Source organism: Streptomyces sp. NPDC058579, assembly GCF_042718575.1.
Taxonomy (GTDB): Bacteria; Actinomycetota; Actinomycetes; order Streptomycetales; family Streptomycetaceae; genus Streptomyces.
The window spans coordinates 71,310-92,548 of the sequence record NZ_JBHXPI010000021.1; the positions used below are offsets into that span (position 1 = coordinate 71,310).

General features: G+C 71.5%; 20 protein-coding genes. 6 read left to right on the plus strand and 14 right to left on the minus strand.

The features are described from left to right. Positions 1 to 16 precede the first annotated feature (16 nt). Together ACFWRO_RS22840 and cimA are read right to left on the minus strand one after the other, a co-directional pair. Positions 17 to 1,354 (minus strand): hypothetical protein, encoded by a 1,338-nt coding sequence (locus tag ACFWRO_RS22840; RefSeq protein WP_384512898.1) that lies wholly within the window; start codon positions 1,352 to 1,354, stop codon positions 17 to 19. Between the two features lie 110 nt (positions 1,355 to 1,464). Continuing rightward, positions 1,465 to 3,081 carry a citramalate synthase gene (cimA, locus tag ACFWRO_RS22845; protein WP_384512899.1) on the minus strand — a complete coding sequence of 539 codons (1,617 nt, stop codon included), beginning with the start codon at positions 3,079 to 3,081 and terminating at the stop codon, positions 1,465 to 1,467. A 555-nt stretch (positions 3,082 to 3,636) separates the two neighbouring features. Here cimA and ACFWRO_RS22850 point away from each other — a divergent pair. Continuing rightward, positions 3,637 to 4,338 carry a hypothetical protein gene (locus ACFWRO_RS22850; RefSeq protein WP_384512900.1) on the plus strand — a complete coding sequence of 234 codons (702 nt, stop codon included), beginning with the start codon at positions 3,637 to 3,639 and terminating at the stop codon, positions 4,336 to 4,338. Between the two features lie 6 nt (positions 4,339 to 4,344). On the opposite strand, the gene ACFWRO_RS22855 is transcribed toward ACFWRO_RS22850, so the two are convergent. The 5 genes from ACFWRO_RS22855 to ureA form a co-directional block, all read right to left on the minus strand. Beyond that, the gene (locus ACFWRO_RS22855) at positions 4,345 to 5,676 is read right to left on the minus strand and encodes an MFS transporter (RefSeq protein ID WP_384512901.1); all 1,332 of its coding nucleotides are present in this window, start codon (positions 5,674 to 5,676) and stop codon (positions 4,345 to 4,347) included. A gap of 75 nt (positions 5,677 to 5,751) precedes the next feature. Further along, entirely contained in the window at positions 5,752 to 6,297 is a 546-nt protein-coding gene (locus ACFWRO_RS22860; protein ID WP_384512941.1) for a TetR/AcrR family transcriptional regulator, read from the minus strand. Between the two features lie 262 nt (positions 6,298 to 6,559). Next, positions 6,560 to 7,576, minus strand: a complete 1,017-nt coding sequence (locus ACFWRO_RS22865; protein ID WP_384512902.1) for an agmatine/peptidylarginine deiminase — start codon at positions 7,574 to 7,576, stop codon at positions 6,560 to 6,562. An 11-nt stretch (positions 7,577 to 7,587) separates the two neighbouring features. Further along, positions 7,588 to 9,270 (minus strand): urease subunit alpha, encoded by a 1,683-nt coding sequence (locus ACFWRO_RS22870; RefSeq protein WP_384512903.1) that lies wholly within the window; start codon positions 9,268 to 9,270, stop codon positions 7,588 to 7,590. Further along, a complete protein-coding gene (ureA, locus tag ACFWRO_RS22875; RefSeq protein WP_384512904.1) occupies positions 9,270 to 9,968 on the minus strand; it encodes an urease subunit gamma in 699 nt (232 codons plus the stop codon). Before ureA ends, ACFWRO_RS22870 begins: the two co-directional genes overlap by 1 nt. Before the next feature lie 161 nt (positions 9,969 to 10,129). On the opposite strand from ureA, the gene ACFWRO_RS22880 reads away from it, so the two are divergent. Beyond that, positions 10,130 to 11,551 carry a cytosine permease gene (locus ACFWRO_RS22880; protein ID WP_384512905.1) on the plus strand — a complete coding sequence of 474 codons (1,422 nt, stop codon included), beginning with the start codon at positions 10,130 to 10,132 and terminating at the stop codon, positions 11,549 to 11,551. A 44-nt stretch (positions 11,552 to 11,595) separates the two neighbouring features. Here the strand turns inward: ACFWRO_RS22880 and ACFWRO_RS22885 are convergent, their stop codons facing one another. The 4 genes from ACFWRO_RS22885 to ACFWRO_RS22900 all read right to left on the minus strand — a co-directional run bounded on the left by ACFWRO_RS22885 (position 11,596) and on the right by ACFWRO_RS22900 (position 15,361). Continuing rightward, on the minus strand, positions 11,596 to 12,690 hold the full coding sequence (locus ACFWRO_RS22885; RefSeq protein ID WP_384512906.1) for a branched-chain amino acid aminotransferase: 1,095 nt from the start codon (positions 12,688 to 12,690) through the stop codon (positions 11,596 to 11,598). A 240-nt stretch (positions 12,691 to 12,930) separates the two neighbouring features. Next, positions 12,931 to 13,971, minus strand: a complete 1,041-nt coding sequence (locus ACFWRO_RS22890) for a 3-isopropylmalate dehydrogenase (protein WP_362003519.1) — start codon at positions 13,969 to 13,971, stop codon at positions 12,931 to 12,933. 137 nt (positions 13,972 to 14,108) lie between these two features. Next, the gene (locus ACFWRO_RS22895) at positions 14,109 to 14,243 is read right to left on the minus strand and encodes a hypothetical protein (protein ID WP_362003521.1); all 135 of its coding nucleotides are present in this window, start codon (positions 14,241 to 14,243) and stop codon (positions 14,109 to 14,111) included. A 233-nt stretch (positions 14,244 to 14,476) separates the two neighbouring features. After that, positions 14,477 to 15,361: a LysR family transcriptional regulator gene (locus tag ACFWRO_RS22900; RefSeq protein ID WP_384512907.1), complete on the minus strand. Its 885-nt coding sequence runs from the start codon at positions 15,359 to 15,361 to the stop codon at positions 14,477 to 14,479. 101 nt (positions 15,362 to 15,462) lie between these two features. Here ACFWRO_RS22900 and ACFWRO_RS22905 point away from each other — a divergent pair, with 101 nt between their 5' ends. From ACFWRO_RS22905 to ACFWRO_RS22915, 3 genes are read left to right on the plus strand one after another with little or no spacing between them, the layout of a single operon-like run. Next, a complete protein-coding gene (locus ACFWRO_RS22905) occupies positions 15,463 to 16,473 on the plus strand; it encodes a zinc-binding dehydrogenase (protein WP_384512908.1) in 1,011 nt (336 codons plus the stop codon). A 49-nt stretch (positions 16,474 to 16,522) separates the two neighbouring features. Continuing rightward, positions 16,523 to 16,864 (plus strand): PadR family transcriptional regulator, encoded by a 342-nt coding sequence (locus ACFWRO_RS22910; RefSeq protein ID WP_384512909.1) that lies wholly within the window; start codon positions 16,523 to 16,525, stop codon positions 16,862 to 16,864. Then, entirely contained in the window at positions 16,861 to 17,628 is a 768-nt protein-coding gene (locus ACFWRO_RS22915; protein WP_384512910.1) for a hypothetical protein, read from the plus strand. Before ACFWRO_RS22910 ends, ACFWRO_RS22915 begins: the two co-directional genes overlap by 4 nt. An 8-nt stretch (positions 17,629 to 17,636) precedes the next feature. Here ACFWRO_RS22915 and ACFWRO_RS22920 read toward each other — a convergent pair whose 3' ends face one another. Continuing rightward, on the minus strand, positions 17,637 to 18,179 hold the full coding sequence (locus tag ACFWRO_RS22920) for a GNAT family N-acetyltransferase (protein WP_384512911.1): 543 nt from the start codon (positions 18,177 to 18,179) through the stop codon (positions 17,637 to 17,639). Between the two features lie 119 nt (positions 18,180 to 18,298). Here ACFWRO_RS22920 and ACFWRO_RS22925 point away from each other — a divergent pair, with 119 nt between their 5' ends. Next, complete coding sequence (locus ACFWRO_RS22925; RefSeq protein WP_384512912.1) at positions 18,299 to 19,192, plus strand: alpha/beta fold hydrolase; 894 nt, start codon at positions 18,299 to 18,301, stop codon at positions 19,190 to 19,192. 11 nt (positions 19,193 to 19,203) lie between these two features. Here the strand turns inward: ACFWRO_RS22925 and ACFWRO_RS22930 are convergent, their stop codons facing one another. Then, positions 19,204 to 19,440: a hypothetical protein gene (locus tag ACFWRO_RS22930; RefSeq protein ID WP_384512913.1), complete on the minus strand. Its 237-nt coding sequence runs from the start codon at positions 19,438 to 19,440 to the stop codon at positions 19,204 to 19,206. A 153-nt stretch (positions 19,441 to 19,593) separates the two neighbouring features. Beyond that, positions 19,594 to 21,225, minus strand: coding sequence for an L-glutamate gamma-semialdehyde dehydrogenase (gene pruA / locus ACFWRO_RS22935; protein WP_384512914.1), 1,632 nt, complete (start codon positions 21,223 to 21,225; stop codon positions 19,594 to 19,596). Between the last annotated feature and the right edge of the window lie 14 nt (positions 21,226 to 21,239).

A 21,239-nucleotide genomic window follows, 5' to 3' on the forward strand; every position in this document is an offset into this window, starting at 1 on the left:
TCGTAGCGCGGGCTGTCTAGAACCCTCCGCCGCCGAAGTCCCCACCACCGCCGAAGTCCCCGAAGCCGCCACCGCCGCCGAAGTCGCCGGAGCTGAAGTCGGCTCCGGAGAAGTCGCCGCCCGCGAACTCCCCGCCGCCGTACTCGCCGGCGTAGGCGGGGGTGGCGAGCATCGAGCCGAGCATGGTGCCGACGAGGAGGCCGGGGAGCATGCCGCCGCCGAAGTAGCCGCCGGCCCAGGGGCCGTAGGCCGGTCCCGCCTCCCAGTACGGGCGGCGGCCGTCGTAGGTCTCGACGGTACGGGCCATGGGCTCCTGCCCGTCGTCGAGACGGGCGGCGTCGGCGGCGCAGACCGGGACCTCGCGGGCGGAGCCGCCCGCCGGGGTCCACGTCCTGTCCTCCAGGGACGGGCCGTGGCGCGGGTCGAAGAAGCAGGGCGGACGGCGCTCGGGCAGCGCCCGGGACTCGCGGCGCGCGGCGAGGACCGCGAGCGAGTAGCGGCCGTCGTCCAGGGCCTGGGTCACCGGCTTGACGTCGTGCGGGCGCGTGGCGGAGCCCATGAGGGACTTGGCCTTGTCGTACGAGTCGAGGGCGCGCTCGTAGTCGCCGCGCTTCGCGTCGTCGGCGCCGGGCTCCGCGGGGTGGAAGTCGAGGCGTTCGAGCTCTTCGCCGAAGGCGGTGATGTCCTCGTCCACGACGACCCGCAGCTTGTCGAGGGCCTCGCGCTCCTCGGCCTCCTTGCGGAGCCGCTTGCGGCGGACGATCGCGTACGCGGACGCGCCGCCCGCTGCGACGACCGCGCCGAGCGTGATCAGGCCGCCCACCGGGACGCCGTCGTCGGCGCCGACCGAGCCCCAGGAGGAGGGGGCGTTGCCGCGCAGGGTCGGCAGGGCCTGGTCCACGAAGTTGTTCAGCTCGGTGGCCGCGTCGACCCCGGGCTGGCGCACGGCGGTGACCAGGTTGTCCACGGCGTTCGCGGACATCACGGTGCGGTCGGCGCCGGCGTCGAATCCGTCACCGAGGCGGACCGCGTAGAGCCCGGTCACCCCGGTCTCGGTGCGCAGATTGCGCAGCAGGTTCTGGGGCGGGTACTCGCTGTTCGCGGGCAGCACGGCGACGAAGAGCGGCTTGTCCGCGTCCTTGATCTTCTGGGCGAGGGCATTCTCCTCGGCCGTGGAGAGCTGGTCGCGCGCGCCCGGATCGACGTACACCGGCCCCTGCTTCAGGGCCGCGCCGGCGTCCGGAATCCCCATGATCCCGGTGGTCCCGGCCCCCGCTGCGGGGGCCAGGACCAGGAGCAGCAGCATTGCCAGCCCGGCAAGGGCCGACAGAAGGTGGAACGGCCTGGTCCTCATACCATCGAAACTACCCCTAAAGGGTGACTACGAGACATTGAGGACCCTCCCGGCTTCCACTCGGCCTTCCACTGAGCTCCACTGAGCTCCACTGAGCTCCACTGGGCCTTCTACTCGGCCGGCTCGATCCCGACCCGCAGCAGCCCGTACGTGAACGCGTCCTCCAGCGCCTGCCAGGACGCGGCGATCACGTTCTCCCCGACGCCGACCGTCGACCACTCGGCGTTGCCGTCGCTGGTGGTGATCAGGACGCGGGTCGTGGACTCCGTGCCGTGGCGGCCCTCCAGGATGCGGACCTTGTAGTCCACCAGCTCGAACTTGGCGAGCTGCGGGTAGATCCGCTCCAGACCGACCCGCATCGCCCGGTCGAGGGCGTTGACGGGGCCGTTGCCCTCGGCGGTGGCGACGATCCGCTCGCCCTTGGCCCAGAGCTTCACGGTGGCCTCGTTGGCGTGGGTGCCGTCGGGCCGGTCCTCGACGATCGCGCGCCAGGACTCCGTACGGAAGTAGCGGCGGGCGCGGCCCTCGGCCTCCTCTCTCAGGAGCAGCTCGAAGGAGGCGTCGGCGGCCTCGTACGTGTAGCCCTTGAGCTCGCGCTCCTTGACCCGGTCGACGACCCGGGCGACAAGCGCGCGGTCGCCGCCCAGGTCGACGCCGAGCTCCTTGCCCTTCAGCTCGATGGAGGCGCGGCCCGCCATGTCGGAGACCAGCATCCGCATGGTGTTGCCGACGAGCTCGGGGTCGATGTGCTGGTAGAGGTCCGGGTCGACCTTGATCGCGGAGGCGTGCAGCCCGGCCTTGTGGGCGAAGGCCGAGACACCCACGTACGGCTGGTGGGTGGAGGGCGTGAGGTTGACGACCTCGGCGATGGCGTGCGAGATCCGGGTCATGTCGGCGAGGGCGCCCTCGGGCAGCACCTTCTTGCCGTACTTGAGCTCCAGGGCGGCGACCACGGGGAAGAGGTTGGCGTTGCCGACCCGCTCGCCGTAGCCGTTGGCGGTGCACTGGACGTGCGTGGCGCCCGCGTCGACGGCGGCGAGGGTGTTGGCGACGGCGCAGCCGGTGTCGTCCTGGGTGTGGATGCCGAGCCGGGCACCGGTGTCGGCGAGGACGGTGGCGACGACGGCCTGGATCTGGGCGGGGAGCATGCCGCCGTTGGTGTCGCAGAGGATCACGACGTCGGCGCCGGACTCGGCGGCGGCGCGGACGACGTCCTTGGCGTACTGCGGGTTGGCCTTGTAGCCGTCGAAGAAGTGCTCGCAGTCGACGAAGACGCGGCGGCCCTGCGAGCGGAGGTAGGAGACGGTGTCGCGGACCATCTCCACGTTCTCGTCCAGGGTGGTGCGCAGGGCGAGCTCGACGTGCCGGTCGTGCGACTTGGCGACCAGGGTGATGACGGGGGCGCCGGAGTCGAGGAGCGCCTTGACCTGCGGGTCTTCGGCGGCCCTGCCGCCGGCCCTGCGGGTCGCGCCGAACGCGACGAGCTGCGCGTTCTTGAACGTGATCTCCTGCTGGGCGCGGGCGAAGAACTCCGTGTCGCGCGGGTTGGCGCCGGGCCAGCCGCCCTCGATGAAGCCGACGCCGAAGTCGTCGAGGTGTCGCGCGATGGTCAGCTTGTCCGCGACGGTGAGGTTGATGCCTTCACGCTGGGCTCCGTCGCGCAGCGTCGTGTCGAAGACGTGGAAGCTGTCGTCGAGACGCGAGCTCTCGTCGTTCTCCGTGGTCATGGCTCTGATGGCTCCTGTCGGATGTGGCTCCGGAAGGTCTGGATCCACTTGCCCCCATTCTCACGCGCTGTCCGTTTCCGGCGGTGGTGGGGCCGGAAAACGAAAAAACCCCTCGCGGGTGCGAGAGGTCTGCGCGCGGGTCTGGGGCACGGTGTCCACTGCCGCGGGGGTGGAGTCGCGGTTCAGCGGCCACTGCGGACCGGCGCGCTGCTGCCGATAATCATGGGGGTAGCGAGCACGCGGGCAGTCTGCCACATCTGTACGGGTGACGGGATGACGGTCTCAGGATGCGGGCGGTGGTGGGGTGGTACGGGTCCCTGTATGAGCACTCAGCCACCTTCCGGCCCCCCGTCCGGCCCGCCGGCGGGACCACCCCCCGGGCCACTCGGCCCGAGCTCGGGCGGCGGCAGCATCCCGCCGCCGGGGTCGGGCGGCGGACACGTCCCCCCTGGCTCGGGCGGCGGAGGCGTCCCCCCTGTTCCCCCCGGCGGCTCGGAGCCCCCTCCCCCGGACGGCGGCCGACGCCGCCGCACTCTCCTGATCGCCGGGGCCGGCGTGGTCGTCGCCCTCGGCCTGGCGGTGGCGCTCGTGGCGATGCTGCAGGGCGGCGGTGACGACGACGGCGGGTCGGCGGCGAGCACGTCCCCGTCGCCCTCCGTCGCGGTGGACGACGAGGCGGCCCGTGCGAGGGCCCACACCCTCGCGGTCGCCGTGGCCCTTCGGCCCGAGGACTGGGGGCCCGCGTACAAGCGGAGCGACCCGTACGAACAGGACCCGGCGAGCGAGTACGAGGTGTCGAAGGACTGCAAGGGGTTCACCCAGGCGGCCCGCTCGGGCACGCTGGCCGCGGTCGCCCGCTCGGTCATCAACAACCAGACGCAGCTCATCGGGACCACCGACGTCCGCGTGTTCGCGGACGTGGCGACGGCCGAGTCGTTCATGGACGACTCGCAGGAGACGACTCGCCGCTGCCCGACGCAGCAGTTCGACAAGGTGCGCTGGGCGGACGTCCGCCAGGCCACGGCGCCGGACGTCGCCGGCCTGGAACAGGTGACGACCGAGGAGGGCACCCAGACGGCGGACGCCACGGGCGCGAAGACCGACCTGCCCTACGTCCTGCACACCGGCCGGCAGGGAGCCACCGTGGTCAGCGTGATCGCCTACGAGACACGGGCCAACGCGGCCACGCTGACCAGGAGCTCGACCGACGTCCTCCAGAAGCTCCAGCAGCGGCTGGGGGCGGCGACGCAGCAGTGACCCCGGTCAGACGGCGGAGGTCGGCGCCGTCTCCCGCGTGCCCTTCGGCTCCGCCGTCTTCCGGCCCACCCTCCCCAGATCGATGTCCCGCGTCTCCCGCATCGCCAGGTACACGACCAGCGACACCGCCGCGCACCCCGCCACGTACCAGTAGTAGCCGGACTCGATGCCCGCGTCCTTGAACCACAGGGCCACGTACTCCGCCGTGCCGCCGAAGAGCGCGTTGGCGATGGCGTACGGGAGGGCGACGCCGAGCGCGCGGATGCCGGTCGGGAAGAGTTCCGCCTTCACGCACGCGTTGATGGAGGTGTAGCCGGTGATGACGACCAGCGCGAGCAGCGAGAGGCCGAACGCCGGCCAGAAGGAGCCCGCGTGCTGGAGCATCGTCATGATCGGCACGGTCAGGAAGGTCGAGCCCAGCGCGAAGGTGATCAGCAGCGGCCGGCGGCCGATCCGGTCCGACAGACGCCCGGCCAGCGGCTGCAGGCAGGCGAAGACGATCAGCGCGCAGAAGGAGACCAGGGTCGCCGTCTGCTTCGGCAGCCCCGCCGAGTTGGAGAGGTACTTCGTCAGATAGGTGGTGTACGTGTAGTAGGCCAGCGTCCCGCCCATGGTGAGCGCGATGACCAGGAACGCCTCCCGCTTGTGCGCCCACAGCGCCTTCATCGTGCCCTTCTCGCCCTCGGCCACGCCGTCGTCGGCGGTCTCCTCGTACACCTCCGTCTCCAGCATGTTCCGCCGCAGGTAGAAGACGACGGCCGCGCCGAGCGCGCCGATGATGAACGGGATGCGCCAGCCCCAGCTGTGCAGCGCCTCCGTCGACATGGTGCGCTGGAGGACGATCTGCAGGCCGAGGCCGAGGATCTGTCCCGCGGTCATCGAGACGTACTGGAAGCTGGAGGCGAAGCCACGGTGCTGCGGCGCCGACGCCTCGGTCAGATAGGTCGCGCTGGCCGCGTACTCGCCGCCGACCGAGAGGCCCTGGAGGAGGCGCGCGATCAGCAGGACCGCCGCGCCGCCGTAGCCCGCGACGGAGTACGTCGGGGCGACGGCGATCAGCAGGGCGGAGGCGGACATCAGCGTCACGGTCAGGGTGAGCGCCGCCTTGCGGCCCTTGCGGTCGCCGACCCGGCCCAGCAGCCAGCCGCCGACGGGGCGCATGAAGAAGCCGACGGCGAAGATGCCGGCGGTGTTCATGAGCTTGGCGGTGTCATTGCCCTCGGGGAAGAACGCCCCCGCGAAGTACGTGGCGAAGCTCGCGTACACGAACCAGTCGAACCACTCGACCATGTTGCCGGCCGACCCGACCCAGATCTTCTTCCAGTGCTCTCGTCCCATGATCCGGAACCGTGCCGGACGTGAAGCGGGCGCAACAAGGGTGGAGGGGGCAACGATCGGGTCTACTTGCGTACGTTACGGTCGCAGCAGCAGGGTTTCGGCCACGAACTCCCGTACGTGGGCGAGGACTTGTTCGCGGCTGGTGCCGGGGATGCCGACCGCGACATGGACGCTGAACCCGTCGAGCAGGGCGCGCATCCGGGTGGCGTACCGGTCGGGGTCGACGGGCCGGAACTCGCCGCGCGAGACGCCCTCGGCGATCAGCGCGACGAGGTCGCGGTGCCAGGCGCCCTCGATGGCGGCCTGCCGGGCGCGGGCGTCGTCGTCGGCGTTCTGGGAGCGGTTCCAGACTTCCAGCCAGAGCGTCCAGTGCGGGTCGCGGGGCCCGTCCGGCACGTAGACGTCGACGTAGCCGTCGAGGCGTTCGGCGCAGCTTCCGGGCCGGGAGAGCAGCGCGCTGCGCTCGGCGCCGAGCCGCCCCTCGCTCCACTCCAGGGTCTGGAGCAGCAGCTCGTCCTTGGTGCGGAAGTAGTAGAGCAGGTGCCCGCTGCTCATCCCGACCTCGCGCCCGAGCCCGGCCATGGTCAGCCCGTCGAGCCCGCGCTCGGCGACGGTGGCCATGGCGGCGGCGAGGACGTCCTCCCGGGGCGGCGCCGCCTGGTTGCGGCGCCGGCGCGAGGCGGAGGAGGACGCCGAGGAAGACGCCGAGGAGGACGCCGGGGTGGGGCCGGAGGAGGAAGCGGAGGAATTCGGGCTGATGCTGCTCACTCGTACGTTCTACCCGATCGTCTCGGCCTCGGTGTCGCGGACCCGTTCCTCCCCGGTGCCGACGAGGCCGCACGCGGTCGCCCCGCGTGCGGCCGTCGCCGACCGGAGCCGCGGGTCAGACCTTCGGCTGCTGCTGCGTGATGCAGTGGATGCCGCCCCCGCCCGCGAAGATCGCGCGCGCGTCGACCAGGGTGACGATCCGCTCCGGGAACAGGCGGCGGAAGATGCCCGCCGCGATCTCGTCGTTCGGGTCGTCGAAGCCGCACAGGACCACACCGCCGTTGCAGAGGTAGTGGTTGATGTACGAGTAGTCGACCCAGTCGCCCTCCTCGTCCTTCAGGACGGTCGGGGCCGGGATCTCCACGACCTCCAGCTGACGGCCCTTGGCGTCCGTCTGACGGCTGAGGATGTCGACGTACAGCCGCGAGCGCTCGTAGTCCGGGTGGGCCGGGTCCTGCTGGCTGTGGACGACCACGGTGCCGGGCCGGGCGAAGGCGGCGACGATGTCGACGTGGCCCTGGGTGCCGTACAGGCCGTAGTCGCCGGTCAGGCCGTGCGGGAGCCAGATCGCCTTGGTCGTGCCGAGCTTGGCGTGGATCTCCGCCTCGACCTCGGCGCGGCTCCACTCGGGGTTGCGGCCCGGGCCGAGCTGGACGGTGTCGGTCAGCAGGACCGTTCCCTCACCGTCGACGTGGATCGCGCCGCCCTCGTTGACGAGGGGGCTGTCGACCACCCGCACGCCCGCGAGGTCGGCGACATGGCGGGCGATCTTGGAGTCGTGCTCCCAGCGGGCCCAGTCCTGGGCGCCCCAGCCGTTGAACACCCAGTTCACGGCGGCGAGGGCGGTGCCGTCGCTGACGAAGGTGGGGCCGATGTCGCGCATCCAGGCGTCGTCCAGCTCACGCTCGACCAGGTCGATCGCGTCGCCGAGCAGGGCGCGCGCGGACTCCAGCTGGCCGGGGCCGACCACCACGGTGACCGGCTCGAAGCGGCGTACGGCGCGGGCGACGGACGCCCACGCGGTGCGGGCCTGGGCCAGCTCCTCGTCGTTGGTGAAGGTCGGGTTGGAGCCGGGCCAGGCCATCCAGGTGCGCTCGTGCGGGGCCCACTCGGCGGGCATTCGGAAGGTCATGGGAGGAGTCCTCAGAGGAAGTAGAGACGGTTCAGGGACATGGATTCGACCGGTTCGGAGCGGATCGGGTCGCCGTCGAGGGACACGAGTCCGGTCCGGCCGTCCACCCCCACCTGGCCGATACGGGTGTTGAGGAGCAGGTCACGGGGGCCGATGCCCCGGGTCCCGCGGACGGCGACGCGACGGCGCCTGGTCGGCAGCCGGTCGGAGCCGAGGTCGACGGCGGCCTGGGCGACGAACGCGACCGAGATGTCGGCCGGGGTCGCTCCGTGGGCTCCGAACAGCGGTCCGAGGACGAGCGGTTCGCAGGTGTCGGTCGCCGCGTTCGGATCGCCCACGACCCCCCACGCGGGGAAGCCGGACTTCAGCACCATCTGGGGCTTGGCCCCGAAGTACTGCGGCCGCCACAGCACGATGTCGGCCATCTTGCCGACCTCGATCGAGCCGATCTCGTGCGCGAGGCCGTGGGCGATCGCCGGGTTGATGGTCAGCTTGGCCATGTAGCGCAGCACGCGCGCGTTGTCGTCGTGCGCGCCGTCGCCCTCCATGGGGCCCAGCTCGGCCTTCATCTTCCCGGCCATGGCGAAGGTCCGGCGTACGGTCTCGCCGGCCCTTCCCATCCCCTGCGCGTCGGAGGAGGTGATCCCGATCGCGCCCAGGTCGTGCAGGACGTCCTCCGCCCCCATCGTCCCGGCCCGGATCCGGTCCCGCGCCATGGCGGCGTCGCCGGGCAGGTCGGTCTTCAGGTCGTGGACGGAGACGATCATCCCGTAGTGCTCGGCGACCGCGTCGCGGCCGAAGGGGAGCGTGGGGTTGGTGGAGGAGCCGATGACGTTCGGTACGCCCGCCATCTTGAGGACGTTCGGTACGTGGCCTCCGCCGCAGCCCTCGATGTGGAAGGCGTGGATCGTCCGGCCGTCCAGGACCTTGAGGGTGTCCTCGACGGACAGGCACTCGTTCAGGCCGTCGCTGTGCAGCGCGACCTGGACGTCGTACTCCTCCGCCACCCGCAGCGCGGTGTCCAGGGCACGCGTGTGGGCGCCCATGTCCTCGTGGACCTTGAAGCCGGAGGCCCCGCCCTCGGCGAGCGCCTCGACCAGCGGCGCCGGGTCGGAGGACGAACCCCGGCCCAGGAAGCCGATGTTGACCGGCCAGGCGTCGAAGGCGCTGAAGGCGTGCTTGAGGGCCCATGGCGAGTTGACGCCAACCCCCCAGACAGGACCGAACTCCTGTCCGATGATGGTGGTGACACCAGAGGCGAGGGAGGCCTCCATGATGCGCGGGGACAGCAGGTGGACATGGGTGTCCACGGCACCGGCGGTGGCGATGAGCCCCTCGCCGGAGACGATGGACGTGCCGGTGCCGACGACCACGTCGACACCGTCGAGGGTGTCCGGGTTGCCCGCGCGCCCGATGGCGTGGATCCGGCCCTCGCGAATACCGATCGACACCTTGCGGATGCCCTGGACGGCGTCGATGACGAGGACGTTGCTGATCACGACGTCACAGGTCTCGCGGACGGCCGCGGCCTTGAGGTGAAGTCCGTCGCGCGCGGTCTTGCCGAAGCCGGCCAGGAACTCGTCGCCGGGCTTCTGGGAGTCGGCCTCCACGCGGACGACGAGCCCGGAGTCGCCCAGGACGATCCGGTCGCCCGCGCGGGGTCCGTGCACCGATGCGTACTCGTACGGGTCCATCACTCGCCCTCCTTCGTGGGCTCCACGCCCAGGTAGCCGCAGGCCGCCGCGCGCCGCAGGGCCTCGTCCTTCGCGCCGGGCGCGTCCAGCGGGCCGTCGACCAGGCCCGCGAAGCCGATGGCGATCCGTGCGCCGCCGATCGGGACGAGACCGATCTCCGCCTCGCCGCCCGGGTCGAAGCGGAACGAGGACCCGGCGGGTACGGCGAGCCGCATGCCGTAGGCGGCGGCGCGGTCGAAGTCCAGGCGTGGGTTGGCCTCGAAGAAGTGGAAGTGGGAGGTGACGCTGACCGGCACGGTCGCGGTGTTGCGGACCGTGAGGACCACCGCCGGGGGCTCCTCGGCCTCGGTGGGGCCCGGCAGCAGCGCGCCGGGGGCGCCGTCGCCCAGGGAGGGACCGCCGATCGGGTCGGAGACGACCGCGAGCCGCGAGCCGTCGTCGAAAACGGCCTCGACATGCACTTCGGTGACGACATCGGCCACACCCGGCAGCACGTCGTCGGGGCCCAGCACGGACCGGGCCGCGGCGATCGCCTCGGCGAGCCGCCGGCCGTCGCGGGCCGCCTCGCAGACGGTGTCCGCGATGAGGGCCGTCGCCTCCGGCACATTGAGCCGAAGGCCCCGGGCCCGGCGGGCCCGCGCGAGCTCGGCGGCGCCGAAGAGCAGCAGCCGGTCGCGTTCCGTGGGGGTCAGTCGCACGTCCACACACCTCCTGTTTGAGTGACACTCTAAACGGTGAACGCGAGGTATCCAAGGATTGACGTACGCGTCAGTAGTGCGTCACATTGAGCGCCACTCTAAAGCTCACCACTCCCGAGCATCCCTGACACTGTCCGCCCGCTTGCCCCGCAGGAGCGCCCATGCCGATCGAACAGCGCGGAGTCGACACCATCCCCGAAGCGGAACGCACCAGCGGCCCGCGTGACCTCCTGGCCATCCTCCTCGGCTCGAACCTCTGCCTCGGAGTGATCGTCTTCGGCTGGCTGCCGGTCTCCTTCGGCCTCGGGCTCTGGGCGTCCGTGAGCGCCGTGGTCACCGGCACGCTCGTCGGCGTCGCCGTGACGGCCCCGCTCGCGCTCGTATCGCTGCGCACCGCGACGAACCTGTCGACGTCCAGCGGCGCCTTCTTCGGCGTGCGCGGCCGGCTCGTCGGCTCGGTGGTGGGGCTGCTGCTCTCCCTCGGCTACACGGCCCTGACGCTGTGGATCGGCGGGGACGTCGTGGTCGGCACTCTCGCCCGGCTGACCGGCCTGCCGACCGGCGGCGCCACGCACGCGGTGGTGTACGCGGTGCTCGCCGCCTGCACGGTCGTCGCCGCGGTGTACGGCTACGGCCTGCTGCTCCGGCTCAGCAAGGCGCTCGCGATCGGCATGACCCTGCTCCTCGGCCTCGGCCTCGTCGCGTATGGGGGCGACCTCACCGTGGCCCCGGTGGCCGACACCCCGTACCTGCTCGGCTCGTTCTGGCCGACGTGGGTGCTCGCGGCGGTGGCGGCCGGACTGAGCGGCCCGGTCGCCTTCATCACGCTGCTCGGCGACTACACCCGCTACATATCCCCCGCGCGGTACAGCTCCAGGACCGTCTGGAGGACCACCTGTATCGGCCTGGTCGCCGGTCTGCTGATCCCTCAGCTCTTCGGTACGTACACGGCGTTGGCCGCGCAGGGCGCCCTCGACTACGCGGGCCCGCTCGTCGCGGCCTCCCCCGCCTGGTACGTGCTGCCGCTGCTGCTCGCCGCGACCGCCGGCACGGTCGGCAACGCGGGCCTGATGCTGTACTCGATGGGCCTCGACCTGGACGCGATCCTGCCCCGGGCGACCCGGGCGCGGGCGACCCTCGTGGTGGCGGCCGTGGCGACGGCCTTCGTCTTCCTCGGCCACTTCGCCTCGGACGCGCAGTCGGCGATGACCTCGTTCGTCCTACTCCTGACGGCGATCGGCACGCCGTGGGCGGTGATCACGCTGATCGGTCACGCGCGTTGCCGGGGCATGTACGACCCGGAGGCGCTCCAGGTCTACAACCGCCGGGCACGGGGCGGCGCGTACTGGTACACGGCCGGCTGGCACCCGCGCGCGACGGTCTCCTGGGCGCTGGGTGCGGGCGTGGGCCTCGCGGCGGTGTCCACGCCGCTGTACGAGGGGCCGCTGCTGGCCCTGACGGGCGGGATCGACTGCAGCTTCGTGCTGTCGGGGCTCGTCGGCGGCGCGCTGTACGCCGTACTGACGCCCGTCTCCGGGGCCGCGCGCGCCGCGCGGACGGCCCCGGAGGTCCTGGTCGACTAGTCGACCACTCGACAGGAGTACGGGCTGCCGACTCGGGCTGCCGACTACTGGCCCAGCTGGTGCGTCCAGCCGTGCACGTCCTCGGACTTGCCGGTCTGGATGGCCAGCAGCGCGTCGCGGAGCTTCATCGTGACCTCGCCGGGCTGCCCGCCCGACTGCTGCCACTCGCCGCGCGCCGACTTCACCGTGCCGACCGGCGTGATGACCGCGGCCGTGCCGCAGGCGAAGACCTCGGTGAGGGTGCCGTTCTCGCTGTCGGCCTGCCACTGGTCGATGGAGACCCGGCCCTCCTCGGAGGTGTAGCCGAGGTCCTTGGCCAGCTGGAGGAGCGAGTCACGGGTGATGCCCGCCAGAAGGGAGCCCGTGAGCGTCGGCGTGACGATCCTGTCCCCGTACACGAAGTACAGGTTCATCCCGCCGAGCTCCTCGACCCACTTGTGCTCCACGGCGTCGAGGTAGGCGACCTGGTCGCAGCCCTTCCCGGCGGCCTCGGCCTGGGCCAGCAGGGAGGCCGCGTAGTTGCCGCCGGTCTTGGCGTCGCCCATGCCGCCAGGGACGGCGCGGACGCGGTCCTCGGAGAGCCAGATAGAGACGGGCTTCACGCCACCGGGGAAGTACGGTCCGGCCGGCGAGGCGATGACGACGAAGAGGTACTCGTTCGCCGGCCGCACACCCAGGCCGATCTCGGTCGCGATCATGAACGGGCGCAGGTAGAGGGAGTCCTCGCCGCCGTGCGCCGGGACCCACGCCTTGTCCTGCTGGACGAGGAGGTCGCACGCCTCGATGAAGGTCTCGACCGGCAGCTCCGGCATGGCGAGCCGGTTCGCGGAGGCCTGGAAGCGCCGGGCGTTGGCGTCCGGGCGGAAGGTCGCGACGGAGCCGTCGGGGCGGCGGTAGGCCTTCAGGCCCTCGAAGATCTCCTGGGCGTAGTGCAGGACGTTCGTCGCCGGGTCGAGGGAGAGCGGGCCGTACGGCACGAGCTGGCCGTCGTGCCAGCCACGGCCCTCGGTCCAGCGGATGGTCACCATGTGATCGGTGAAGTGGCGGCCGAACCCGGGGTTGGCCAGGATCGCCTCGCGCTCCGCGTCGGACAGCGGGCTGGAGGAGGGCTTGAGCTCGATCGTGGGCGTCGTCGTCATCAGTGGTAGTCCTTCACCGGTTGTGTGTGACGGACCGCGCTCACGCCGCTATCAGTGCTCTGCTAGGACGTCCGAGCTTCCCCGCATGCCGCGGCCCCACGTTCGATTATCGCCCGTGGAGAGCCGTGCGGGAAACGGTGTGATGCGGTCCAGGGTTGATGGTGGCACCCCGCGACCGCATAGGTACAGCCGCCGGGTGCTCGATGCGACCCGGCGGCTGTGTGTCGTTCAGTCGGCGGATCAGCTCGCTACGCGTACCGCGAGCGCGTCGCCGATCTCGTCCGTCGTACGGACGGAGTCGCCGCGCTCGGTCAGGTCGGCGGCGACGGCGGCCTCGATGCGGCCGGCCTCGGTCTCGTAGCCGAGGTGGCGCAGGAGGAGGGCGACGGAGAGCACGGTGGCCGTCGGGTCGGCCTTGCCCTGGCCCGCGATGTCGGGCGCGGAGCCGTGGACGGGCTCGAACATGGACGGGAACTCGCCGCTCGGGTTGATGTTGCCGGAGGCGGCGACGCCGATGCCGCCGGAGACGGCCGCGGCGAGGTCGGTGATGATGTCGCCGAAGAGGTTGTCGGTGACGATCACGTCGAACCGCTCGGGCTGCGTGACGAGGAAGATCGTCGCCGCGTCCACGTGCAGGTAGTCCGTGGTGACCTCGGGGAACTCCTCGGCCACCTTGTTGAAGATGTTGGTCCAGAGGTGACCCGCGTACGCCAGGACGTTGTTCTTGTGGACCAGCGTCAGCTTCTTGCGCGGGCGGGCCTGGGCGCGGGCGAAGGCGTCACGGACGACGCGCTCGACACCGAAGGCCGTGTTGACGGAGACCTCGGTGGCGACCTCGTGCGGGGTGCCGGTGCGGATCGAGCCGCCGTTGCCGGTGTACGGGCCCTCGGTGCCCTCGCGGACCACGATGAAGTCGATCTCGGGCGCGCCCTTGAGCGGGGTCGAGACGCCCGGGAGCAGCTTCGACGGCCGCAGGTTGACGTGGTGGTCGAAGAGGAAGCGGAGCTTCAGCAGGAAGCCGCGCTCCAGCACACCGGACGGCACCGACGGGTCGCCGATCGCGCCGAGCAGGATCGCGTCGTGGCGCTTGAGGTTCTCGACGTCGGCGTCGGTGAGGGTCTCACCGGTCGCGTGGTAGCGCTTGGCGCCGAAGTCGTACTCCTCCGTCTCCAGCTTCACGTCCTGCGGGAGCGCGGCAGCGAGGACCTTGAGCCCCTGGGCCACGACCTCCTGGCCGATGCCGTCGCCGGGAATGACTGCGAGATTGATGCTGTGAGACATGTCGGCACCCTACTCCTCGTCCCATCGACTGACACTCATCGTCCACGATGCGGACGGCGGGCGCGGCGTGGCGCGTAGCGCACGCCGGGAGCGGCGGGCGCTACGCGCGCGACGGTCTCGGACGGATGTCCGTTCGGTCAGTGGCCCGTGGACCCGCCGTTGTCACGGCGGTCGAGGGCGCGCTGGAGGGCGGCGGCGGCGTTCTTGCGGGCGTCGTCGGCGCTCGGGCGGGCGACGGAGTGGCGGACTCGACGTGCGGTCTCAGCGGCCATGGGGGATCGACTCCTTGAGATCAGTGGTGATCCGAGATCAGTGGTGATCGAAGGCGCCGGAAGGGGCGGGGAGCGGGCCCGCAGGGGTTGCCTGCACGAGGGGCAGCGCGCTCACGACCGCCATTCGCTGATGGAGCGAGACGTTCGGCTCCTACAAAGCTAGGACAGCCGGGCGCATCTGTCTCCACAGTTACTCGGACTTCCTACTATCTGAGACGGCTCCGGGGCGGCGATCAGCTCGCACCGGCGCGCAGCTCCCGGATGAGCGCCCGTACGGCACGGGATTTCGCCAGCTCAGGGGTGGTGACATAGCCGACGGACCGAGTCGGGCGCTCCGGACCGAGATCGGTGATCTCCACCGAGGGCGGTGCTCCGATCAGGGAGAGTTCCGGCATCACGGCCATGCCGAAACCACTGCTCACCATCGAGAGCACCGCTCCGTCGTCCTCGGCCTCGACGGTCGCCGCGGGCAGCCACTCCTGTGCGGCCCACCACTGGCGCGTGTACGAGGTGCAGTTCTCCGCCCAGTCGACCAGCGGCAGCGAGCGCGGCGCCCCGTGCCCGGCCGGGTGCACCAGCGCGTACCCCTCCTCGACCAGCACGCCCCCGACGAGCTCGGGCGGTACGGGAGACGTCGTCCCGATCGTCGCGATGCCCAGGTCCGCCCGCCCGTCGAGAACCTCGCCGGCCGTCCCGCGCCCCACCTCCCGCACGATCCGCACCTCCGGGACGACGCCCGGATGACGGGCCGCGAGCCTCTCCAGGGCGGGCGGCAGCAGCCGCAGCGCGGCGCTGCGGAAGGCGGCGATCCGCAACGGCCCGACGACAGCATCCTCGTCAGTCGCGTCTCCAGCGGCCCCCCGCACCTCCGCCCGCATCACCTCAAGCAGCCGCAGCACCCGCCGCGCATGGGCGAGGGCCACCTCCCCCGCGGCGGTCGGCGTGGCTCCGGTACGCCCCCGCTCGAAGAGGACCGCGCCCAGCTTCCGCTCGCTCGTCCGCACCGAGTGGGAGACGGCGGACTGCGTCATGCCGAGCGCCGAGGCCGCCGCGGAGAAGCCGTGCTCGCTCCCGACGGCGACGAGGATGCGCAGTTCGTGCGGCGCAAGGTCGGTCATGGCAGCTCTCACCTCGGACTATGAGCAGTTTCGATGGATCGGCGGGATCCATCGAAGCAACCTACTGCCCGGCCTCCGGATTCCTTCCTACGGTCTCCCCCATGACGCACGACGCCACCATGATCACCGTCCACCAGACCGCCCGCCCCGAGGGCTTCCCCACCCCGGCCCACTTCGCCTTCGTCGAGGCCCCGGTGCCCGACCCGGCGCCCGGCACCGCGCTGGTCGAGAACCTCCTCTGGTCCGTGGACCCGTACCACCGCGAGGCGATGGACGGGGACTTCCTGTGGACCCTGAACAGCCCCATGGAGGGCCGCACCCTGGGCCGGGTCCTCGACTCCCGCACCCCCGCGCTCTCCCCGGGCGACCTCGTCATGCACCGCAAGGGCTGGCGTACGCACTCCGTCGTCGCGCCGGACGAGGTGCGCGCCGTACCGGACTTCGACGGGGTGCCGCTCGCCGCGCACCTGAGCGTCCTGGGCGGTACGGGCCTCTCGGCGTACGTCGGCCTGACCCGGATCGCGCGCCTCCAGCGGGGCGAGGACCTGTTCGTCTCGGCCGCGGCGGGCGGGGTCGGCACGGCGGCGGGCCGCTTCGCGCGGCTGCTCGGCGCCGGACGGCTCGTCGGCAGCGCGGGTTCGGCGCGGAAGGTCGCGTACCTGACGGAGGAGGTCGGCTTCGACGCCGCCTTCGACTACCACGACGGGCCGGTGACGGAGCTGCTGGCGAAGGTGGCCCCGACCGGGGTCGACGCCGTGCTCGACGGGGTGGGCGGGGATCACCTGGAGGCCGCGATCGCCGCGCTCCGCGAGCACGGCCGGATCGCCTGGGTCGGCGCCGTCGCCCAGTACCACTCGCTCTCCACTCCCCCGCCGGCCCCGCGGAACCTCTTCGACCTGGTCGAGAAGAGCATCCGGCTCGAAGGGTTCCTGGTGAGCAACCACGCGGACGCGCATGAGGAGTTGTACGCGTTCGCCGTCCCGCACCTGCGCAGCGGACGGCTCCCGCTGGACGTGACGGTCGTCGACGGCTTCGAGCACATCGTGGACGCCTTCCTCGGGATGCTGCGCGGCGAGAACACCGGAAAGATGCTGGTGGCCCGATCCAGCTAGCTGACCCACCTAGATTGCATTCCTACCTAGGTGGTGATGGAATGCAGCCATGGCCGCAGACCGCAGATCCAGCTGGCTCAAGGGAGTCCTCGACCTGCTCGTCCTCTCCTGCCTGACCGACGGCGAGAGTTACGGGTACGAGATCGCCAAGGCGCTCGACCGGGCGGGACTCGGCGAGATCAAGGGCGGGACGCTCTATCCGGTACTGAACCGGCTGGAGGAAGCCGGCTTCGTCGAGGCCGAGTTCCGCGCCGCCGAGCGCGGGCCCGGGCGCCGCTACTACCGGCTCACCGACCGGGGCCGCGAGGAGCTCGCGACCGAGAGCGGGGCCTGGCTGGGCTTCCACCGCGCCGTACAGACCATGCTGCACCCAGGGGGAACGAGATCATGACGACCGACACCTACTTCGAGGAGCTGGCCGAGGCCCTGCGCACGGCGGAGGTGCCCGAGGAGCAGATCGCCTCGACCGTGGCCGACCTTCGCGCGCACCTCGCGGAGACGGGGACGGCCGCCGAGGACGAGTTCGGCCCGGCCGCCGCCTTCGCGGCGCAGCTCGGCGGAGTCGTACCGCCGCCCGGCGAGCCCGAGGAGGAGGCCGAGAGCTGGACGTGGACGGCCGACCTGTTCAACGACCGGCGGATGCTGGCGGTCCACGGCGACCAGGGCTGGGAGGTCGAGTCGCTCGACTCCCTCGGCCGGTTCGTCTGCCGCCGCGCTCCGGGTCAAGCGCTGCGCTGGGAGTACCGGCGCGAGGTGATCAGGGGCCGGCGCAAGGACCAGGTGCTCGCCGAACTCTCGCCCGAGGGCTGGGAGTTGTGCGGCGAGTGGATGGTGTACGGCTACTTCAAGCGACCGAAGGCGGCGAGCGCGGGCCCGGCGGGCGCGCTGGACACCCTGCCGGCGACGCCCGCGCAGTGGCTCTTCCTGAGCCGCCGCGGCAAGGCGCTGCTCGGCGTCTGGACGCTGATCTCGGCCGCCGCCTGCGTGACCCTCGGACTGCCGGGGTACGTCATGCTGCTCATGGGCCTCGGCGCCCTGGTGTCGAGCCTGGTCACGTCGAAGCTGGAGACGGCGCGGGGCCACGTCGCCGCGGCGGGCGCCACGGACGGCACGGACGCCACGGACGGCACGGACGGCACGCCCCCGAACGTGTAACGGTCCCCTCAGAGCACGTCGCCGTCGCGCCAGTCGAAGACGAGCGCGGCGGCCCGGCCGGGCAGCCTCCGGCCGCCCGCCGGCCGGACGTAGGTCGAGCCCTCCTCCTCGGGCAGGTGGACGATCCCCTCCGGCCCGAGCGCCTCGATCCGGCCCTCCCACAAGCGCCACCCGCGCGCCGCGTAGAGCGCGGCCCCGTCGTCCGACGCGGAGAGCGCGCCGAACGGGTACGCCCCGTCGATCACCCGCTCCAGCTCGGCCATGACGAGCCCGCCGAGCCCCTCCCGGCGCCGGTCGCCGCGCACCCCTACACCCTCGACGTAGCCGACGCGGTACGACCGGCCGTCGTGGAGCACGCGCCGCATGATCACGCTGCCGTGGGCGGCGACGCCGCGCTCGTCCTCGATCCAGGCGTGGACGCCACCGAGGGCGTGGTCCCAGTCCTCGTCGGAGAACCCGCCACCGAAGGCGGCGTCGAGCATCTCCCGTACGGCCCGGAGCCGTTCAGGCCCGAGTTCATGGGTGGGGGCGGTGTGGAGTGAGTCGGTCATGCCCCCAGTGTGCCGCGTCAAGACCACTCCACCTCTAACCTCTCTAAGCCACTTGACAGGTTAGATAGGAATCGCTTGACTCCTTCCATAACCACTCACGTCACATCAAGGGGTTAGAGATGTCGAGCGCCGAGCAGCAGGTCCACCACCGCACCATCACCGTCCGGGGCCACGAGATCTTCTACCGGGAGGCGGGCCCCGCCGACGCGCCCGTCCTGCTCCTGCTGCACGGCTTCCCTACCAGCTCGCACATGTTCCGCGACCTGATCCCGCGCCTCGCCCACCGGTTCCGGCTCATCGCCCCCGACCACCTGGGCTTCGGCCGCAGCGCGGCACCGTCGGCCACCGACTTCGACTACACCTTCGCCGAACTGGCCGCCCTCACCGCCAAGTTCACCGAGGCCCTCGGCCTCGACCGGTTCGCGCTCTACATCCAGGACTACGGCGCCCCCATCGGCCTCCGCCTCGCCCTCGCCCACCCCGAGCGCGTCACCGCGATCGTCACGCAGAACGGGAACGCGTACGAGGAGGGCCTCGGCGCCGACGCCTGGGCGCCGGTCCTCGCCCTGATCGCCGAGCGCACCCCCGAGACCGAGGAGCCGGTCCGCGCGATCCGCTCCCTCGACGGCATCAAGTGGCAGTACGAGACGGGCGTCCCGGCCGAGTTCCGCGACCTGCTCAGCCCCGACGCCTGGCACCACGACGCCGCCCTGATGGCCCGCGACGGCCAGGACGCCGTCCAGCTGGGCCTGATCGCCGACTACGGCTCCAACTTCGCGCTGTACCCGGCCTTCCAGGAGTACTTCCGCACCACCGGGGTCCCGCTGCTCGCCGTCTGGGGCGAGGGGGACGAGGTGTTCGTCCCCGCGGGCGCGAAGACTTTCCTCCGCGACCTCCCGGACGCGGAGGTCCATCTCCTCCCCACCGGGCACTTCGCCCTGGAGACCCACGCGCCGGTGATCGCCGAGCTGATCGGCGACTTCCTCGCGCGGCGCGCGGGCGCCAGGCCGTAGTCAGGCGGTAGTCAGGCCGTAGCCTTCTCCAGGTCGCGGGCCATGCGCTCCACCCAGTCGGTGAAGCCCTCTCGATGGTGCCCCTCGGCCTCACGCAGGGTCGCGATCTGCGCGTCCGTGAGCCGGTCGGGCCCCGGCTCGGTCAGCAGCCGGTGCAGCTCCTTCATCAGGGACGTCATCCGCTGCGCGTCGAGGTGCTCGATCGCGTCGACCCCGTGGCCGGCCTTGAGCGTCGTCGAACCGGGCATGTCGTGCCTCCTCGTCGAGCCGCTCCCCCTCCCAGCAGCGTAAGCCCGCGCAATGAGAACCGCCCCCGTCCTGGGTTGGGGGTCCAGGAGGGGGGCGGTGATCAGGGGTGGGCCTCAGGCAGGCCCGGGGGCCTCAGCGAGGCCGGGGGGGCATCAGCCCATGTGGGGGTAGCCGTACTCGGTCGGCGGGACCAGGGTCTCCTTGATCGCGCGGGTCAGCGTCCAGCGCATCAGGTTCTGCGGGGCGCCGGCCTTGTCGTTCGTGCCGGAGGCGCGGCCGCCGCCGAAGGGCTGCTGGCCGACGACGGCGCCGGTCGACTTGTCGTTGATGTAGAAGTTGCCCGCCGCGAAGCGGAGCTTCTCCATCGCGTCGGCCGCGGCGGCGCGGTCACCGGCGATGATCGAGCCGGTCAGCGCGTACGCCGACACCGACTCCATCTGCGCCAGCATCTCCTCGTACTTGTCGTCCTCGTAGACGTGGACGGCGAGGATCGGGCCGAAGTACTCGGTCGTGAAGACCTCGTTCTCCGGGTCGGTGCACGCGATGACGGTCGGACGGACGAAGTAGCCCTCCGAGTCGTCGTACGTGCCACCGGCGACGATCGTGCAGGTCGCGTCGGTCTTCGCGCGGTCGATCGCGGCCTTGTTCTTGGCGAACGAACGCTCGTCGATGACGGCGCCGATGAAGTTCGACAGGTCGGTGACGTCACCCATCTTGATGCCGTCGACCTCGGCCGCGAACTCCTCCTTGAAGCCCGAGTTCCAGATGGAGGCCGGGACGTACGCACGCGAGGACGCGGAGCACTTCTGGCCCTGGAACTCGAAGGAACCGCGGGTCAGCGCGGTCTTCAGGATCGCGCGGTCGGCGCTCGGGTGGGCGACGACGAAGTCCTTGCCGCCGGTCTCGCCGACGATCCGCGGGTACGAGCGGTACGACTCGATGTTGTTGCCGACCGTCTTCCACAGGTGCTGGAAGGTCTTGGTCGAACCGGTGAAGTGGATGCCGGCCAGGTCGCGGTGGTTCAGGGCCACCTCGGAGACGGCGATGCCGTCGCCCGTGACCAGGTTGATGACGCCCTTCGGCAGACCGGCCTCCTCCAGGAGCTCCATCAGGAGCACGGCGGAGTGGGTCTGGGTCGGGGACGGCTTCCAGATCACCACGTTGCCCATGAGGGCGGGGGCGGTGGGCAGGTTGCCCGCGATGGCCGTGAAGTTGAACGGCGTGATCGCGTAGACGAAGCCCTCGAGCGGGCGGTGGTCCATGCGGTTCCACACGCCCGGGGAGTTCGCCGGCGGCTGCTCGGCGAGGATCTGGCGGGCGTAGGCGACGTTGAAGCGCCAGAAGTCGACGAGCTCGCAGGGGGTGTCGATCTCGGCCTGCTGCGCGGTCTTCGACTGGCCCAGCATCGTGGAGGCGGCCAGCGTCTCGCGCCAGGGGCCGGAGAGCAGCTCGGCGGCGCGCAGGATGATCGCGGCGCGGTCGTCGAAGGCCATCGCGCGCCAGGCCGGAGCGGCGGCCAGGGCGGCGTCGATGGCGTCCTGGGCGTCCTGCCGGGTGGCGCCGGCGAAGGTGCCGATGACGGCCTTGTGGTTGTGCGGCTGCACGACGTCGACGCGCTCGCCGCCGCCCATGCGCTTGACGCCACCGATGGTCATCGGGAGGTCGCGCGGGTTGTCGGCCAGCTCCTTGAGCTTGACCTCAAGACGGGCGCGCTCGGCGGAACCGGGGGCGTAGCTGTGCACCGGCTCGTTGACCGGAGCGGGGACCTGGGTCACTGCGTCCATGAGTCTCGTAACTC